The 20,051-nt window shown below is 36.6% G+C and carries 9 protein-coding genes, 1 tRNA gene and 3 rRNA genes; 2 read left to right on the forward strand and 11 right to left on the reverse strand.

Annotated features, from left to right (window positions below; all coding sequences use genetic code 11):
- Positions 1 to 555: 555 nt before the first annotated feature.
- From rrf to EHE19_RS18745, 7 genes are all read right to left on the reverse strand, one after another.
- Positions 556 to 672, reverse strand: a 5S ribosomal RNA gene (rrf, locus tag EHE19_RS18715).
- Between the two features lie 237 nt (positions 673 to 909).
- A 23S ribosomal RNA gene (locus EHE19_RS18720) occupies positions 910 to 3,990 on the reverse strand.
- 440 nt (positions 3,991 to 4,430) lie between these two features.
- A tRNA-Ala gene (locus tag EHE19_RS18725) sits at positions 4,431 to 4,506 on the reverse strand.
- A 326-nt stretch (positions 4,507 to 4,832) separates the two neighbouring features.
- Positions 4,833 to 6,354 (reverse strand): 16S ribosomal RNA (locus EHE19_RS18730).
- The 16S, 23S and 5S rRNA genes sit together here with 1 tRNA gene alongside, the layout of an rRNA operon.
- A gap of 725 nt (positions 6,355 to 7,079) precedes the next feature.
- A complete protein-coding gene (locus EHE19_RS18735; protein ID WP_137698811.1) occupies positions 7,080 to 8,039 on the reverse strand; it encodes a D-2-hydroxyacid dehydrogenase in 960 nt (319 codons plus the stop codon).
- 548 nt (positions 8,040 to 8,587) lie between these two features.
- Positions 8,588 to 9,256: a DUF6320 domain-containing protein gene (locus EHE19_RS18740; RefSeq protein WP_137698810.1), complete on the reverse strand. Its 669-nt coding sequence runs from the start codon at positions 9,254 to 9,256 to the stop codon at positions 8,588 to 8,590.
- Complete coding sequence (locus EHE19_RS18745) at positions 9,243 to 10,532, reverse strand: hypothetical protein (RefSeq protein WP_137698809.1); 1,290 nt, start codon at positions 10,530 to 10,532, stop codon at positions 9,243 to 9,245. The genes EHE19_RS18740 and EHE19_RS18745 overlap by 14 nt, the downstream gene beginning before the upstream one ends.
- Before the next feature lie 323 nt (positions 10,533 to 10,855).
- Between EHE19_RS18745 and EHE19_RS18750 the strand changes: the two genes are divergently transcribed.
- Complete coding sequence (locus EHE19_RS18750; RefSeq protein ID WP_137698808.1) at positions 10,856 to 11,665, forward strand: hypothetical protein; 810 nt, start codon at positions 10,856 to 10,858, stop codon at positions 11,663 to 11,665.
- 149 nt (positions 11,666 to 11,814) lie between these two features.
- Here the strand turns inward: EHE19_RS18750 and EHE19_RS18755 are convergent, their stop codons facing one another.
- From EHE19_RS18755 to xylB, 4 genes are all read right to left on the reverse strand, one after another.
- Entirely contained in the window at positions 11,815 to 12,495 is a 681-nt protein-coding gene (locus tag EHE19_RS18755) for an SPOCS domain-containing protein (RefSeq protein WP_137698807.1), read from the reverse strand.
- A 447-nt stretch (positions 12,496 to 12,942) separates the two neighbouring features.
- On the reverse strand, positions 12,943 to 14,262 hold the full coding sequence (gene xylA, locus EHE19_RS18760) for a xylose isomerase (RefSeq protein WP_137698806.1): 1,320 nt from the start codon (positions 14,260 to 14,262) through the stop codon (positions 12,943 to 12,945).
- Between the two features lie 58 nt (positions 14,263 to 14,320).
- Positions 14,321 to 15,520, reverse strand: coding sequence for an ROK family transcriptional regulator (locus EHE19_RS18765; RefSeq protein ID WP_137698805.1), 1,200 nt, complete (start codon positions 15,518 to 15,520; stop codon positions 14,321 to 14,323).
- A gap of 218 nt (positions 15,521 to 15,738) precedes the next feature.
- Positions 15,739 to 17,268 carry a xylulokinase gene (gene xylB / locus EHE19_RS18770; RefSeq protein ID WP_137698804.1) on the reverse strand — a complete coding sequence of 510 codons (1,530 nt, stop codon included), beginning with the start codon at positions 17,266 to 17,268 and terminating at the stop codon, positions 15,739 to 15,741.
- A gap of 464 nt (positions 17,269 to 17,732) precedes the next feature.
- Between xylB and EHE19_RS18775 the strand changes: the two genes are divergently transcribed.
- Positions 17,733 to 19,754, forward strand: a complete 2,022-nt coding sequence (locus tag EHE19_RS18775) for a methyl-accepting chemotaxis protein (protein WP_137698803.1) — start codon at positions 17,733 to 17,735, stop codon at positions 19,752 to 19,754.
- The last annotated feature ends 297 nt before the right edge of the window (positions 19,755 to 20,051 follow it).

The following is a 20,051-nucleotide window of genomic DNA, read 5'->3' on the forward strand; positions in this document are numbered from 1 at the left end:
GTATTGTTCGCCTTTTCAAATAATAAATTTATAATTACTTTTTAAAGGCTATTTGATAAAATATTTTTTTCAAGCATTACAGGTTTATATAGAATTTTGATGGTGAATTATAATATTATTCATTCAGTTTATAAGTAATATATTGTTATCCTTAAAAATAGTAATAGTAGAACATTTCAAAATCCTGATCTCCCGGTATTAATACATATACAAATTAATCCTTTATTTTTTTAATACATTATCTAAATTATCTTCGGCTAGGTTCGACACACCTCATATAATTTTTATAACATACACCATTTGTATAGTCATATTTGAACATATGTTATAATTATAGCAACAATCTTGGCTAAATTCCTATTAGAAGTATCATATAGATATAGTATTGTTTAAAAAAGATTTTATATTTTGGTATGTGGCATATAATATACAAAACTAAATACGTTATTTATGTGGATTTCAAGTATATATTCTGAAATTAGGATTTAGACTTCAAAGAAATTATATATATATAAAAACAGAGTTTCAAGCTATGCGCTCGAAACTCTGATATAATTCTGGCAGAGACTTACTTTCCCAGGCCGTCGCCAGCCAAGTATTATCAGCACTGAGATGCTTAACTTCCGTGTTCGGTATGGGAACGGGTGTGTCCATCTCGTCATATCCACCAGAAACTTTATCTCTTCTAAAAGCTTTACCTCTCGAAGAGTTTTTGACTTAATTTTTTACTGCTTTTCATTAAATGTACATTTACTGCTTTTGTATGTTAGTACATTTCATATATTCTGTCAAGCATATTTTGTACATTCAGAACTAAATAATGTTATCGATTGAAGATGTACTTTCCTCATTTCTAGATTAAAACGACCTACTCTTGAATACCTGTTGGAAACTTTTGTTCCTCTTCTTTGGGTCAAACCCTCGACCTATTAGTATCAATCAGCTAAATACATTACTGTACTTACACTCTTGACCTATCAACCATGTAGTCTACATGGGGTCTTACCTATTGCTAGTGGGATATCTCATCTTGAGGTGGGTTTCACGCTTAGATGCCTTCAGCGTTTATCCCTTCCGAACTTGGCTACCCAGCTGTGCCATTGGTATGACAACTGGTGCACTAGAGGTTCGTCCATCCCGGTCCTCTCGTACTAAGGACAGATCCTCTCAAATATCCTGCGCCCGCGGCAGATAGGGACCGAACTGTCTCACGACGTTCTGAACCCAGCTCGCGTACCGCTTTAATTGGCGAACAGCCAAACCCTTGGAACCTGCTACAGCTCCAGGATGCGATGAGCCGACATCGAGGTGCCAAACCTCCCCGTCGATGTGGACTCTTGGGGGAGATAAGCCTGTTATCCCCAGGGTAGCTTTTATCCGTTGAGCGATGGCAATTCCACTTTCATACCACCGGATCACTAAGTCCTACTTTCGTATCTGCTCGAGTTGTAGCTCTCGCAGTCAGGCTACCTTATGCCTTTGCACTCGATGCGCGATTTCCAACCGCGCTGAGGTAACCTTTGAACGCCTCCGTTACTCTTTAGGAGGCGACCGCCCCAGTCAAACTGCCCACCTGACAGTGTCCCAGTACCAGTTTATGGTACCTGGTTAGAGTTCCAGTACTTTTAGAGTGGTATCCCAACGTCGACTCCATAATGGCTGGCGCCACTACTTCTCAGTCTCCCACCTATCCTGTACAAAAAATACCGAAACCCAATATCAAGCTACAGTGAAGCTCCATGGGGTCTTTCCGTCTAGCCGCGGGTAACTTGCATCTTCACAAGTACTACAATTTCGCCGGGTACGTTGTTGAGACAGTGCCCAAGTCATTACGCCATTCGTGCGGGTCAGAACTTACCTGACAAGGAATTTCGCTACCTTAGGACCGTTATAGTTACGGCCGCCGTTTACTGGGGCTTAAGTTCATGCCTTCGCTTGCGCTAAGCAATTCCCGTAACCTTCCAGCACCGGGCAGGCGTCAGCCCCTATACTTCATCTTTCGATTTAGCAGAGACCTGTGTTTTTGATAAACAGTTGCTTGGGCCTATTCTCTGCGACCACTATCTCTAGTGGCACCCCTTATCGCTAACTTACGGGGTCAATTTGCCGAGTTCCTTAACAACGCTTCTCCCGCTCGTCTTAGGATTCTCTCCTCACCTACCTGTGTCGGTTTGCGGTACTGGTACCTTTATTCTGGATAGTGGATTTTCTCGTCAGTGTGGAATCGGTCACTTCGGTACTTATTTTCCCTCCGCATCACGCCTTCGAAACATCTAGCGGATTTGCCTACTAGACTATCTACCTCGCTTGCGCATACTTTTCCAGCTGTATGCTTGACTTATCCTCCTGCGTCCCCACCTCTCTCATAACGAATAACGGTAGTACAGGAATTTCAACCTGTTGTCCATCACTTACGCCTTTCGGCCTCAGCTTAGGTCCAGACTTACCCTGGGCGGACGAACCTTCCCCAGGAAACCTTAGGCTTTCGACGGTAAAGATTCTCACTTTACTCTCGCTACTTATTCCGGCATTCTCACTACTGCTTCGTCCACACGTCCTTCCGGTCGTGCTTCAACCTACAACAGTAAGCTCCCCTACCACCCTCGTGTGTTCAATACTATCTCCTAACTCTTTTTATATACCTTCTAATTACTTCTGGTATACAGTTTAGCTGTATGGAACATTTGACAAAATACTCCTTAATCATATTTCATATGATGCATTTTGTGAAATGTTCTAGCAGTCTTTTGCTAGGTGATACTATTGAACACACGCTGATCCATAGCTTCGGTATACAGTTTAGCCCCGGACATTTTCGGCGCAGGCTCACTCGACTAGTGAGCTATTACGCACTCTTTGAATGAGTGGCTGCTTCTAAGCCAACATCCTAGTTGTCTTAGCAAACCCACATCCTTTTCCACTTAACTGTAATTTGGGGACCTTAGCTGATGGTCTGGGCTGTTTCCCTTTTGACCACGGGACTTATCTCTCGTAGTCTGACTCCCAAGTAACATCATTACGGCATTCGGAGTTTGATAGGGTTCGGTAACCTGGTAAGGCCCCTAGCCCATTCAGTGCTCTACCTCCGTATGACTCTAACTTGAGGCTAGCCCTAAAGCTATTTCGGGGAGAACCAGCTATCTCCGAGTTCGATTGGAATTTCTCCGCCACCCACAGCTCATCCCAGACCTTTTCAACGGTCATGTGGTTCGGTCCTCCACGAGATTTTACTCCCGCTTCAACCTGTCCATGGGTAGGTCACCCGGTTTCGGGTCTATAGCATGTAACTTTGTCGCCCTATTAAGACTCGGTTTCCCTTCGGCTCCGTACTTTACGTACTTAACCTCGCTACATACAATAACTCGCCGGACCGTTCTACAAAAAGTACGCTGTCGAGCTTTAACGCTCTTCAACTGCTTGTAAACATAGGGTTTCAGGTTCTCTTTCACTCCCCTCCCGGGGTTCTTTTCACCTTTCCCTCACGGTACTGCTCCACTATCGGTCACCAGTTAGTATTTAGCCTTGGATGGTGGTCCACCCTGCTTCCCACGAGGTTTCACGTGCCTCGTGGTACTCTGGATACTAGCCTGTCTCTTCACATTTCGCATACGGGACTTTTACCCTCTATGGTCTCAGCTTTCCAGCTGCTCATTCTGCTATGCTCTGAGAATCATTATGCTAGTCCTCAACCCCAAGAAATATTGCTATTTCTTGGTTTGGGCTAATCCGCTTTCGCTCGCCACTACTTACGGAATCTCTTTTGATTTCTTTTCCTGTTGGTACTTAGATGTTTCAGTTCCCAACGTCTGCCCTCGTTACACTATTTATTCATGTAACGATGACCAAATGTTTAGTTTGGCCGGGTTCCCCCATTCGGATATCTACGGGTCAATGGCTATTTGCGCCTCTCCGTAGCTTTTCGCAGCTTGTCACGTCCTTCATCGCCTTCTGGTGCCTAGGCATTCACCCTACGCTCTTAGTAGCTTGACCTCTTTTCGAATTATCTTCGATAATTTGGATTCTCAAGTATATCAATTGCTTCTCACAATTGATTGTGATTGTCTTAACCTATCAATGAGTTCTTTCCTAAGAGTCACGTGTACCTTTCTTTTGCAAAAATTGTACATATTACCCTTATTATTTGTCGCGTAAATATTATTCACAATGTAAATTATATCTACGTTTTCTCATCTTCATTAAAACTTGTTTCTATGAAACTTTAATTCCATAAAGAAATTTAAATTTCATAAAAAACGCATTTATCGATACATTATTTAGTTCTCAATGTACAATACGAACCTCGGTTCGTTTACTATGCTTTCCATAGTTAATCCATGTATTAAATCTTTCAATTCTCAACACGGACTTTTATTATACCAGCTTTCATTAATATGTCAACTGGTTTTTTACCGGAATCTTTTATTCCGATATGGTGGAGATAATGAGAATCGAACTCATGACCCCCTGCTTGCAAGGCAGGTGCTCTCCCAGCTGAGCTATACCCCCACGGTAAATGTTAGATATAACTTTTGCCTTTTAGAGCAATCGTTCGTCTCTAACTGCAATATCCATATTTCAAAACCCTAACACTTTTAACTAAAAACCAATTACGAACATTTGTTCTTTAACTTGATTTCTATGTATTAAAATATCTTGGGCTTTGAAAACTAAACAGTGACTAAAGGATTTACTTCGTAAATCCTCATGCAAAGTACTCTAAGATAATGTTTTACCAGACTTCGCGAGCTCTGCTCAAGCTAATTCTGACACTATCTTCGACCTAAAGATTCTGGATAATCACAACTTACGCTGCATCATCCCTGTCTCCTTAGAAAGGAGGTGATCCAGCCGCACCTTCCGATACGGCTACCTTGTTACGACTTCACCCCAATCATCGGCCCCACCTTCGGCGACGTCCTCCTTGCGGTTAGACTATCGACTTCGGGTGTTGCAGACTCTCATGGTGTGACGGGCGGTGTGTACAAGGCCCGGGAACGTATTCACGGCAGTATGCTGACCTGCCATTACTAGCAATTCCGACTTCATGTGGGCGGGTTGCAGCCCACAATCTGAACTGAGACTATTTTTATAGATTTGCTCCACTTTACAGCTTTGCTTCTCATTGTAATAGCCATTGTAGTACGTGTGTAGCCCAAGACATAAGGGGCATGATGATTTGACGTCGTCCCCACCTTCCTCCGATTTATCACCGGCAGTCTCGTTAGAGTGATCATCTAAATGTTATCAACTAACAACAGGGGTTGCGCTCGTTGCGGGACTTAACCCAACATCTCACGACACGAGCTGACGACAACCATGCACCACCTGTACAGCAGCCCCGAAGGGCTACGACATCTCTGCCGTATTCCACTGTATGTCAAGCCTTGGTAAGGTTCTTCGCGTTGCTTCGAATTAAACCACATACTCCACTGCTTGTGCGGGCCCCCGTCAATTCCTTTGAGTTTCAACCTTGCGGCCGTACTCCCCAGGTGGGATACTTATTGTGTTAACTCCGGCACAGAAGGGGTCGATACCTCCTACACCTAGTATCCATCGTTTACAGCGTGGACTACCAGGGTATCTAATCCTGTTTGCTCCCCACGCTTTCGCGCCTCAGCGTCAGTTACCGTCCAGAAAGCCGCCTTCGCCACTGGTGTTCCTCCTAATATCTACGCATTTCACCGCTACACTAGGAATTCCGCTTTCCTCTCCGGCACTCAAGAAATATAGTTTCAGATGCAGCTCCAGAGTTAAGCCCTGGGATTTCACATCTGACTTACATTCCCGCCTACACGCCCTTTACACCCAGTAATTCCGGACAACGCTCGCCACCTACGTATTACCGCGGCTGCTGGCACGTAGTTAGCCGTGGCTTATTCTTCAGGTACCGTCATTTTTTCGTCCCTGACTAAAGAAGTTTACAATCCGAAAACCTTCATCCTTCACGCGGCGTTGCTGCATCAGGGTTTCCCCCATTGTGCAATATTCCCCACTGCTGCCTCCCGTAGGAGTCTGGGCCGTGTCTCAGTCCCAATGTGGCCGATCAACCTCTCAGTTCGGCTACCAATCGTCGCCTTGGTGGTCCGTTACATCACCAACTAGCTAATTGGACGCGGGCCCATCTTTCACCGGATTGCTCCTTTGACATCATGGTAATGCTACCTCGATGTGTTATGCGGTATTAGCACAAGTTTCCCTGTGTTATCCCCCTGTGAAAGGCAGGTTGCCCACGCGTTACTCACCCGTCCGCCGCTAAGTTAATCAAAAGCAAGCTTTCAATTAACTCCGCTCGACTTGCATGTGTTAGGCACGCCGCCAGCGTTCGTCCTGAGCCAGGATCAAACTCTCAAATTAATATTTAAATTTGAAAATTTAATTGCTCATTAAAATTGCTGACTTATTGTTCCTTGTTCTTTAAGAACTAGGTTGTAAAGTTCGCAAGTTACTCAATTTAAAGTCCATTATATAGACTTTGGAATTTTTCGAGTTCCTTTACATGGTCTTTTATTAAAAGACTTGTCACTGTTTACTTTTCAAAGTCCAATCCTCAAAAGCATCAATTCGTCTGCTTTTCAAGGTGTTTGCTATTCGCTTGTCGCAAGTAGCTTAATTATAATACCATCTTGCCATTTTATTGTCAACACTTTTTTTATTTTTTATTCAAGTTTTTATAACCGCTTAAAAATAATACTTTGCATTGACTCTTAACAGCTAAATTAGTATATACTTTTCATAAGGCAATTTCAATCATAATGACATCTATAATTCAACCATTTATTATGCTTATAATTAAATATTCTCAATTTCCTTCTTTTTTATTCATATTATACTAAATTGCTAGCAATACCTTTAAATCCATTTTATTATAATATGCTGTAACTTAAGTTTATCAATTTAATTAATAAGTCAACCTTCCAATTGAAAATTGTAAGTGTAGGACACTGTATCATATTAAAAATTAAATAATTGATATAAACAACTTAGTTAACTGATAATAAACCATTAATAACCTTTATTACAACTCAACTATATGAAAATGTTAAGTAGAATATATACGTGTGAAATTGATTATAAAAATATCAAATACTTACAACATTAATTGGATCATTATTCAAAAATGCTTGTATATTTTTTATTAACGTATCCATTAGTCGAGATCTTGACTCCTTTGCTGCCCATGCAAAATGGGGTGTTATTATACAATTCTTAGCTTTTAACAAAGGATTATTTTGCTTTATTGGTTCAACAGAAACTACATCTACGCCTACTCCTGCCAGTTTGCCACTATTTAGCGCCTCTGCAACATCTTCTTCCACTAGCACATCACCTCTAGATGTATTTATAAGAAACGCACCATCTTTCATTTTTGCAATTTTCTCTTTATTAATAAGTGCCCTTGTCTCATTAGTCAATGGACAGTGCAAGCTTACAAAATCTGATTCACTTAGTAAAGTGTCTAGTTCAGCAAACTGTATCCTATCAGTTTCAAATTCAGGCTTTCGTGTTCTATTGAAATATAATATATTCATACCAAATGCAGCTGCAATATTGGCAGTAGCCTGTCCAATAGCCCCGAAGCCTATAATACCAAGTGTTTTACCTGCAAGTTCTATTAATGGGTAATTCCAAAAAGAGAAATCTATACTACTAGTCCATGCACCGTTATGAACTGCTCTATTATGCTCACCCACATGATGACATAACTCAAGAATAAGTGCAAAAACCAACTGTGCGACAGATGCCGTGCTATAGGCAGGGACGTTTGTTACAATTATTCCAAGTTCTTTAGCTGTTTCTATATCAACAACATTATACCCAGTTGCAATTACACCTATATATTTAATGGAAGGTGCTTTCATCAATATTTCTCTTGTTAGCATAACCTTATTTGTCAATACTATTTCAGCATCGCCAATTCGCTCAATTGTTTTTTCAGCAGGAGTTCTATCATAGACAACTAAATCTCCAAGCCCCCTAATCCCATCCCATGACAAATCACCAGGATTCAAAGTGTATCCATCTAAAACAACTATTTTCAAGCTATACCTCCATTCTGCTGATACCTCCAGCTACATAAACAGTAATTTAAAAAGTGTATGGTTATTGCTTGATTGCTCAAATTCACAAAAACCTGCACCCAGCTTATTTATATGCAAAAATAGGATGATTGCACCAAAACAAACTGCCATAACTCACTTATGGTTTTTTCAACTCGAAAATGCATCATGTTTGTACATTAATCAAGCCCGCAAAAAGCTGCTTGCAGGTTTTTGATATGCGAAGAGAATGATGTTTGCACAAATAAAAACTTCGCATTTTTCAAGCTATACCTCCATTCCGCTGATACCTCCAGCTACATAAAAAGTAATTAAAAAGTGTATAGTTATTGCTTGATTGCTCAAATTCACAAAAACCTGCTTGCACGTTTATGATATGCGAAGAGAAGGATGTATGCATTAAAACACACCATCAAAAAACACTTGTGGTTTTTACAACTCGAAGTCGCATCATGTTTGTACTAACCTTATTTTCGAGTTTTTATCATCCATCCTCTGTAACCATCATAACAATAGGTGCTTAATACCAGTTAAAAATGAAATCTTCTCTTAAGTTCGCTCTTTATTGTTTTATCTCCAAAAATTATCATTATAACTAGTACTAATAATGACGTTGCTGTAGCTATTGCCGTTGGGATTATAACTGTAATAAGTCCACAAAGCCAAAGCACACCAGGTATTAGTCCACAAACAGCAATTACAATTTGGTTTATCACATAAGTATGCCAATACATACGATTTATAAACACTAAAATTAATACTGCCACATTAGCTAATGTCATGATCTCTGGTATAACATTATTTACCGACCATCCGCTATATCCAATGGAGTTGTCCATTATCACAGTAAGAATAGATATACATATTATCTGCACTAAAATATGCGAAGCAATGTTTCTGTTCCTCTTTATTGAGTAACTCATTATTATCCAAAAATACACTATGGCAGAAATATTAATAGCCGACCACATTACACCATTATATGTTAAATAATTGGTAATGGCTGACCCAACAGCAGATAGTATAGATACAAACAGAAACAATCTCTTTATTATATTGTATTTATGTGAGTTAACTTCTATAGCCGGATATGTTTTATCTAGCTTTTCTCCATCCATATCAGTTAATACTGTTTTGCACAGCGGACAAATATCAGTATTCTCTACAACATATACCCTGCATCTTTTACATGTTTTCATAATAAACACCATTACTTTCTATACTAACCTCTATTCCCTCATCACTAAGATGCCGAAAAAATGCCCTTTGTAAATATGGTTGCTTTAAAATTGAAGTAAATGTAAAAACAATATTTCCATTAAATGAACAAATAGCACATTTAGTTGGCTCAGCCTTGGACACACCAATAAGCGCTTCAAATCTGCTTATATATTCTTTAAATTCATCATGTACTTCAATTTTCCCTAGATTAGAGAGAACAACTGTGTTTGCTTTATTTGAACTAACATATGCTATTTTTACTCCTAGTTGTTTTAAAACTAAAGGCGAAAAACGCACAAAAATATTTTTCTCTGTGGATACATTACCTGAAATAGTATGTGACAGATTCTCTTTCGTCAATTGCTCCTTAAATTGCTTAGAAACTATATCCAGCATTTCATCAAAAGTATAGTTACTTTTTGTACTTTTAATTCCAACATTAATATACGAAAAAAAGTTCATTTCTGTTGTGGAATTAAAGAATTGTCGCAAATTCACTGGAATATTCACTTGTATAGGTTTCTTACTGGTCTGCTCATTTAAATATTCCTTATATATGCACCAAATAATAAGCGTTCCAATATATTGCGTGAGACTTACATTCTTTTTCTTACATATGGCTAATAAAGGCTCTAATTTGACCACTCCATGAATAACGCCCATTGTAAAAACAGGAAGCATGTCACCTTTAAGTTTATATGCTTTCTGCGTTTTGTATTTTGGATAGGAATGCTTTCTATAATACTTATGGTAGCTATCCTCAACATCTGACATAACATCAACCACCGGAATTTTTAAAACGCTCTCGTCTAAAGCCTCCTTATATGCAAGCTTTATGTAATTATAAGTTAATGCCTTTAAGAATTTCAATGCTCCTGTCCCATCTGTTATAACATGAAAAACTTCAAGGTTAATCCGTTTTTTAAAGTAAGTAACTTTAAAAAGAAATTGATTATTATTGTATGGATCAATAAAAGCGCATGGATATGCCTGCTCCTTTTCGACTTGAGGCTTTTTTCTGTTTGTTTCAAAGTAATGCCAAAAAACTCCACGCTTTAATTTAACACTAAAAGAACTAAATAACGGCAGAGTCTTGATTAATGCTTCCTGAAGTATATCTCCATCGATTTCATCTTTAAGATGAACCGCTACTCTAAATACACTGCTATATGTTTTATTTGATATTACTGGAAAAACATTGGCTGTATTATCAAGTTTCCTCCAATTTGTTTCAGTATTATTTTTGTCTTTCATAAGTATGTGACTCCTTATGCAACTAATATTACTTGAGTCTGAACTTAATTTCTATGCTAATTTTACGTATATAGCACATCAATGTCAAGGCACAGCACATTTTGTACAACCACAACAGGCAGTATTCATTATTTGCATCTTAACTCTCCATTGATGATTATGGATACCTATATAATTTAACTGGGAAAATTTAAATCATTAACCGTTAATATTATAAACTTATTACCTTGTTTGGATAGTAATATTTCTGAATGAAAACTCATATTATTAGTAGCAATAAAATTATTGCTATAAAAATAATTATTTGTTAGGAGATGTAGCACATGGCTCTAGCATATGAAACCCGCGTAGCATTCTCAAGTACTATTCAATCCCAGAAGCCTTATAATTCAATAATAATTAATTGCTATGCAAAAGCTGAGAGTGTATTATCAAAAGTTATTTCCGAAAAAGAAGTAGCTGTATTTGGAGAATACAGTGTATTAGTTTTTTATAGGCAACCTAACGCAACCAAAGAAGCCAATTATAAATCATTTACTCTGAGAAAAAATTTTTGTGAAATTGTTCTGTTTGATACATTAGAAAATAGCAAAATAGAGTCTGAACTAAAACTACAGCCATCCTGCAAATTTAACTATGTTAGCAAGAGCCGTATCCGTTCCTTTTGGAATATTGAAGTTTCTGGAGAAATAAGAGTATCTAGTATAGCATGTGACACAGAAAGTGATATTGATGCCACTGAAACTGTTGATACTGCAAAAAATAATACTCCAAAAGCCTCTAAAAACGCCTTGAATAATATTAGTGCAGTAAAAACAGCAAATTCTTCAAATGATATAGGCACAGTAGACCTGTCACATATTGTAAATTCCGACAATGATACTACGAATATCGTAGCTGGTTCAAATAATGCTAACACTATAAATGATAAAAGCACGACAAATAACGCAGAACAAATACAAGAAACAGATAATACTGACTCAGTACGAAAGGAATTTACTGCTAGCTCCCAAAAAAATTTTGAATATAATATTTCATCTAAAGTATGGCAATTTGAAGATAGTGAAAGTACAAATGTAGAAGAATTAATGTATATGGATTTTGAAGTATTAAAAAATTTAGATAAAGACTAAAGAGCTACATTGTAGCTCTTTAGCATAAAGAATCCTTTATAAAGTTAAAATAACTTAACTCTAGTGTTTAGCATTTTACTATAGAATTTCGCAGGACTTCTCTCCTTCACCCTTTAGAGTTATTAAAATATGCTGCTATTTAAGCTAAATTAACCCTCACAAGGTGTACTTTCTGGTTTTACTGTTACATGCTCTACTCTTACAACTTTTGCAGTAATTCTTATCAACATTTTTTCAAGAAGTTTATTATAGGTTACAGCCCATTCTGGTGCATGCTTATCTACTGGATTAGGATCTAATAATTCCTCGTCTTCTCCTTCAACAATTGCACTTACTATTTCTGCTTTATCAGTTTCTTTAACTGGCTCTTTAGATTTGACTTCGATAAATGTTGAGAAATAAACACGTGTAGTTATCTGATTTAATCCGCCCATAACATCATCTTTAGTATGGCATGTGATTGTCTTGTAAATAATGTTCTTATCCACATAACCATTAACAATAATTTTGCTCCAATACTCTTTAACAGGACTGCATGTAGGAATTTCAGATTCAATCCTTGGAACTAATTTTGTTTTTGTTATTACTACTTCCTTATCTACGTCTACAATTCTGAAAATAGCAGCAGGTAAACATGGTTCTGGACCTGGAGCAGGACCTAGACCTATATCTGTTCTTGGTTTATCACCACATGCTTTACCCACAGTTATCTCTTTAACTACTAATTTTTGCTTCTCACCCCAGCCTATTATTACCGGAACCTGCAATGTTTTATTAGGTTGTGGTATAGGCGGAATAGGAGGAAAACCTCCAATAATTTCATTTGCCATAATGATTAGTCACTCCTTTTTACTTTTCTAATCTATAATATGTGAGATAAACATTATGTGACACCTTTATGCAAACAAAGAGAATATGCTCACCAGTATATTAAAATTCGGAAAATATTTAACAAGCCAATACTTATTATATTAGTTCAAAGTGCTACTTCTCCTCTGGAATCTTCTGATGTTTCTAAATTTAAAATAGCAAAAATTTTGTTCATGAATAATTTTCAGTTTTCTGTTCTCCCTATCTATTTACATAGAAACAAAATTTCAGTATACAGTTCTAGCCCAACTATTGACATAGAACCAACAAAAAAGCATACCTGTAATCTCAGAAGAAAGTCAAAACAAATGACTTTTTAGTCTTCTGAAATTGTGGTATGCCTTTATATTGTATAACTTAATATATTATTTTGTCTAAAAAGAGCAATTTTAAAACTTATCTAAAACTTATTTTGTTTCAAGTATATATTGATTTAATAGTGCCTCTAACATTTCCTGACGTCCTGACTTATTCTGCACTGTAATATTTAATGCATATTTCTCTAATTCCTTAAAGCCAACCTTACCTTCAACTATATCCTTACCTATTCCAGTAGTGTAGCTTGAATATCTGTCAGCAACAAACTTATCTATCTTTCCATCTTCAATTATTTTATTAGCTATGATAAGTCCCTTTGCAAAAGTATCCATACCAGCAATATGACCATAGAATAAGTCTGTTGGATCAAATGAACCTCTCCTAACCTTTGAGTCAAAGTTCAAACCACCCTTATTTAAGCCACCTGCTTTTAATACTTCAATCATTGCAAGAGTTGTATCATAAACGTTTGTTGGGAATTGGTCAGTATCCCATCCTAACATTACATCACCTTGGTTCGCATCTATACTTCCAAGCATATTGTTAATTCTGCAAGTTGCTAATTCATGTTGGAAAGTATGTCCTGCTAATGTTGCATGGTTTGCTTCAATATTCATCTTGAAGTATGGATCTAAACCATAAGTCTTTAAGAAACCAATAACTGTTGCTGTATCAAAATCATATTGGTGTTTTGTTGGTTCCTTTGGCTTAGGTTCAATTAAGAACTGTCCTGTAAATCCAATCTCTTTAGCATAATCTACAGCCATTCTTAAGAATCTTGCAAGGTTATCTAACTCAAGCTTCATATCTGTATTTAATAGAGTTTCATAACCTTCTCTACCACCCCAGAATACATAGTTTTCTCCACCTAGTTCATGAGTTATTTCCATTGCCTTTTTAACCTGAGCTGCAGCATAAGCAAATACATCAGCATTTGGAGAAGTTGATGCGCCATGCATAAATCTTGGGTTACCAAAAGCATTAGTTGTTCCCCAAAGAAGCTTTACATCACTTGATTTCATTCTGTCTTTAATCAAAGCTGTTATAATATCAAGGTTTTTATTTGTCTCTGCTAAAGTTGCTCCTTCTGGTGCTATATCTCTGTCATGGAAGCAGAAGAATGGTGCTCCTAATTTTTCAACAAATTCAAAATTTGCTTCAACCTTGTATTTTGCCATTTCCATTGCATCAGTAATTGAATTCCAAGGTCTTTCATATGAACCAGCTCCAAACATATCAGCTCCTGGTGCTGCAAATGTATGCCAATATGCTACAGCAAATCTTAAATGCTCTTTCATTGTCTTTCCGCCAATAACAGCATTTTCATCATAGTACTTAAATGCTAATGGATTATCTGACTTACTTCCTTCGTACTTAATTTTGCTGATTCCCTTAAATATTTCTGACATAATAAAATCCTCCATTTAGTTTTAAATTTATTAATTAACCGTCTAAAACGCTTTTTATTTAAACTTGATAGCCAAATAGTTTCTGGAGTGGTATAATTGCTGCTCCAAGTGCAGAAGTATCTTCACCTAATTCCGAGGTTACTATTTCAACCCTTGATGCCGGATATTTTAGAGCCTTTGCAAAAGCTATATTTTTTAAATGTTCTAAAATATCCTCTGGGAATTTATTCAGTTCCTTACCTAGCACTATTTTAGAGGGGTTAATTGTATTAATTATGTTAGCTACCGCCAAACCCAAATAACCCGAAGCCTCAACTAAAATTACACGAGTAGCCTCGTTTCCTGCATTAGTTGAGCTAATAATATCATCAATAGTAATTGATTCTATATCTGTTATGTCTGCTATCAAGCCTTGCTTAATCTGCTTTTGGGCTTTTTCTATCATTGCTTTGGAAGATGCCAGCGTTTCTAAGCAGCCATAATTTCCACAACCGCATTTAGGTCCATTAGCATCCACCATAATGTGTCCTATTTCTCCTGCACTCCCGCAACAGCCTCTATATAAATTACCGCCTGCAAATATACTTGATCCAATACCGGACTTCATATTAATACAAACGAAATCCTTTTGATTAATACAGCATCCAATCCAATTTTCACATATTGCAGAACATATGGCTTCGTTGTCAACATATATTGGGAAACTGCCTATGCCTGCCAACATGTTCTCTAGGTTCACCCTTTCCCATCCAAGGTTTGGGGCAAATACAACTTCATGTGATATATTATCTATCATACCTGGGATTGATATACCAACACCCAATAGTCTTTCTTCTTTAATGTTGTTTTTTTGTATAATCTGGCGTATCTTCTCCTCTACAAGTTCAATTGTTGCCAACACAGAATAGTCTGATTTGCTAGGAATTATATCCCTATATTCTACCTGTCCTGTAATATCCATTAATATAAACCTAATATAGTCAACATCAATGTCTACACCTATAGAAAAGTAGCTTTGCGGAGTCAACTCATACAAAACAGGTCTTCTTCCTCCAGTAGATACACCTACACCTGCTTCTCTAATATAACCCTTGTCAAGTAGATTTGTTACAATAATTCCACAAGCTGTCGGCGATAAACCTGTCAGCTGAGCAAGATCGGCTTTTGAAATTTGCTTATTTGTTCTAATTAACTCTAATAAGTATGTCTCGTTTAATTCCTTTAAAAATTTGTTATTCCCAATTGTACCAATCTTCATCAATCTACTCTCCCTACTGAATATTTGAAACCTGTTAAATTATACACCAAACTACAAACTGCCAAATTTTATTGTTCCAATAAACTTAAGCAAGAGTATTTGTATTATTGGTACATATTTGACAACCTCATATAATCTTCATGCAGAGTTATAAAAGTCAATTACTTTCTCATCACATAAGATAGTATAGTCATTGACTTTTAAATATTCGAGTAGCATTACTTTAATATAGAACTAAGCTGTGTAAAATCTCCTTTTAACGATTTGTACAATTGAACATATAATTTATAAAACTCATCATATTTCTTTATATTTTCATTAATTGGAGGCAAGCTGTCTTTTACCTTAATAACATTGCTGCATGCCTGTGGTACACTATCATAAATACCAGCTCCAACACCTGCCAGAATGGCAACACCTAGTGCAGGGCCTTCATCTGAAAAGATTCTGTTAATGCTAGTACCGAATACATCTGCCTGCATCTGTCTCCATATGCCACTTTTGCCACCACCGCCAGAAGCTCTTACCTCTGAAATCTCAACACCCATTCCCTTTATAATTTCAAGACAATCTCTTAGGCTGTATGTTACGCCTTCCATTATTGAACGTACAAAATGAGGTTTTGTGTGTTTAGCAGTTAGTCCAAAGAATACTCCTCTCGCATTTGGATCTAAATGAGGAGTTCTTTCTCCCATCAGATATGGTAAATAAAGAAGTCCCTCACTGCAAGGCTGTACAGTCTCCGCCTCAGCATCTAGCAGCTTATAAACATCAATATTTGACAGTTCAGATGTCATAAGTTCTTCCATGCAGAAGGTATCTCTAAACCACTTTAAGGATAGTCCAGCGCCTTGTGTAACGCCCATAATATGATATGTGTTTGGTACAGCATGACAGAAAGTGTGAACTCTTCCTAATGGATCAATAGTAAGTTTGTCTGTATATGCAAATACAACTCCTGATGTTCCAATTGTTGATGAAACTACACCTGGCTTAACAATTCCATTTCCAACTGCACCAGCAGCCTGGTCGCCTGCTCCACCTACCACGATAGTACCTTCATTTAAACCTGTTACTGCAGCAGCAGACGCTGTAACTTTACCTGTAACCTCTTGAGACTCATACATTTTTCCTAACATGGATTCTGAAATCTCAAGTTTGCTTAAAACCTCACTGCTCCATTTCCTCTGAGCAATGTTCATAAGCTGCATACCACTTGCATCAGAAACCTCTGTAGCATATTCTCCAGTAAGTCTAAGTCTAATATAGTCTTTAGGTAAAAGTATTTTTGCTATTTTTTCAAAAATATGTGGTTCATTGTTCTTTACCCACATTATTTTTGATGCAGTAAATCCTGTAAGTGCTGGATTTGCTGTAATTTCAATTAACTTCTCTTTTCCGATAAGTTGTGTAATCTGATCACACTCAGCTGCACTTCTTTGGTCACACCAAATAATTGCATTTCTTAATACTTTGTCCTCTTTGTCTAGTAAAACGGCTCCATGCATCTGTCCAGATAAGCCAATACCCTTTACATCTCGCTTATCAACACCACTTTTTAACATGACATTATTTATGCTCTCGCATGTGCCTTTCCACCAATCCTCTGGATCTTGTTCTGCCCAACCTAAATTTGGTTGATAAAGTGGATACTCTACAGTAGAACTAGCTACTGGTTTGCCACTTTCATCGAACAATACAGTTTTAACTCCTGAAGTTCCTAAATCGATACCAATAAGAAAAGACAATTGCTCACCACCCTTACGTTACTTTGTAATATTATATTATAAAGTATATCAAGCTATAGTATTTTTGTCAAAATAATTTTGCAATATTTCCAACTTCATAAACTAAATGAAAATGGAAAAATAATAACTCTGATTTGATTCTAGCTTTTAAACTAATACTTTAATCAGATTTCATATCAAATAGACATGTTGTAATTGTGCAAAATTAAAATACTACTCTAATATAGAATTCGTCTTTTACATTTTATTATACGTGTGTTTTTTAAAGTAAGTATTTAAATATATTAAACCTAATCTTTAACCTAATTCTATAATGAAGTGTTATAAAATAATAATTCAAAGAATATTATCATACTACAAATTTTATGTTTCCATATATAGGTTGTTGTATTTTGTCTTTTTATGTCGTAAGATGTATATACTTATATAGATTTTACTGTAAGTATTAAGCGGAGGTAAACACAATGAGTATACGGAAAAAAATCACGATATCTATGACTGTTATTATTTTAGTTTCAATTACATTAACTAGCTTTTTTTCTTTTTTTAAAACTAGTTCCTCAATGCAAGCCCAAACTAAGTCTGAAATGATTGATTTAGTTGATACATCAAGTGGAATAATTTCTTTAATAATTGAAAAGGAGCAGCTTTCACCAAAATACTTAGCTTCATCAAAAGAAATAATTGATTTGCTAGCAAATCCCGAAGATATAATGTTAAGAATGAAATCCACCGAATTGCTTAACAAGTATATTTCTGATACTAAAAATTTAGAGCATGTTTTTGTCGTTAACGACAAAGGTATTATCGTTGCCGATACTGATACTAATTTAGTTGGACAGGATATGAATGACAGAACATATGTTAAGAATACCTTGGAAAGTAATAGGTCAGTAATTAGCGAAACATTGATATCTAAATCCTCAGGCAAACAAGTAGTTGCTGTCACAATTCCTGTATATGATGGGACTAAAGGAGTTTTTACTGGCTTTGTGGCAACTGCTGTAGTTGCAGAAAGCACCTCAAAATATCTAGAAAATTTGAAATTGACTAACTCTGCGTCAAGTTATGCGTATCTGATAGATGAAAAAGGGAATATGATTTATCATCCCACCAAGGACAAGATAGGAAAACCTGTTGAAAACGAACAAATTAAAGCTGTTGTGGAAAAAGTTAAAAAAGGCGAAGAAGTAGGAACAAATACAGTATCATATAAGTTTGATGGAAAAGGTAAACTTGCTGCCTATACCGTTATTCCTGAAACCAAGTGGACATTAGTTCTGTCAGGAGATTTAGCCGAAATTGAGGCTCCCGCTCGAAGTATGAGTTTATTCATAATATTTATAGGCTTAATAATAATGTTGCTTTCAATAGTAATCAGCTTTATTATTGGAAAACGTATATCAAATCCTATATTAAAAGTTACTAATCTGATTAATAAAACTGCACAATTAGATCTTGTACATGACAGTTCATTTGATACACTCACTAAGGTAAAAGATGAAACTGGAATTATGGCTAGGGCTATGATAAGTATGAGAAATACACTACAAGAAATGGTGAGCTTACTTCAAGAATCATCAAATAACATTAACGAAAATGCTTTACAGGTAGAATCTCTAACGGAGAAAGTTCATTCTAACTCTTCTGACAATTCTGCTACAACTCAACAATTATCGGCGGGAATGGAAGAAACAGCAGCTTCAGTTGAAGAAATAACAGCATCTATAGTTGATGTAGAAAATAATGCAGAATCAATAGCCGAAAAGACCAAACAAGGATCTCTTTTATCAAAGGAAATAACACAAAGAGCCATTAAGTTAAAGGACGACGCAATTAATTCAAACAAAAATGCTCAAAGTATTTATAATGATGTAAAATCAAAAATGGAAGATGCTATCGAGCAATCAAAAGCTGTAGAACAAATAAATTTCCTAACGGATACTATATTGAGCATAACAGATCAGACAAATCTTCTTGCATTAAACGCTGCTATTGAAGCGGCTAGGGCTGGGGAGGCCGGAAAAGGTTTTGCCGTTGTAGCTGATGAAATAAGAAAACTTGCAGAACAATCATCAAAAACAACAAGTGATATTCAAAATATTATAAAAGATGTATATGCTTCTGTTGGCAATATGACATCAAGTTCATCAAAAATTCTAGAATTCATAGATAAAGATGTTACTGCAGATTACCTTAAATTTATACAAGTAAGTGACCAATACAATAAAGATGCAGAAACTGTTAATTCAATGATGTTTACAATTAATGCCGTAACTGAAGAATTATCAAATACTATAAATAATGTAACAACTGCTATCAATGAAGTAGCTACAGCCGTTAATGATAGTGCAAAAGGTGTATCAGACATAGCAGAAAAAACTGTAGATACTGTAAATATTACAGAAGAAGTTGATAAGATGACTAAACAAAGTGTAGAATATGCAAATGCTCTAAATTCTATAGTAGCAAAGTTTAAAATATAAACAATTAGGCCAAGGCGCTTTTTGCTCTTATAGGTTTACGCAAAACCAAAAATATAATATATCAGCAGTGAACTGCTTAAATAGTACTCCCGCACAGTATATATCTACAGCTTGTTCACGAAATTGCCGCTAAAATAGTTACGGTGAAAAACAAGTACTTCCGCCGACCATATTACCAAGACATCCTGTCTCGGGTCAATGCTCACAGCCACGTTACTTCCGCTGTATCGGCTACAATACTTGTTCTTCACCTACTATTATAGCAATAATTTCTAACAGAGCTTTGCAATTAGATAT

This window comes from Ruminiclostridium herbifermentans (genome assembly GCF_005473905.2).
Lineage (GTDB): Bacteria > Bacillota > Clostridia > Acetivibrionales > DSM-1351 > Ruminiclostridium > Ruminiclostridium herbifermentans.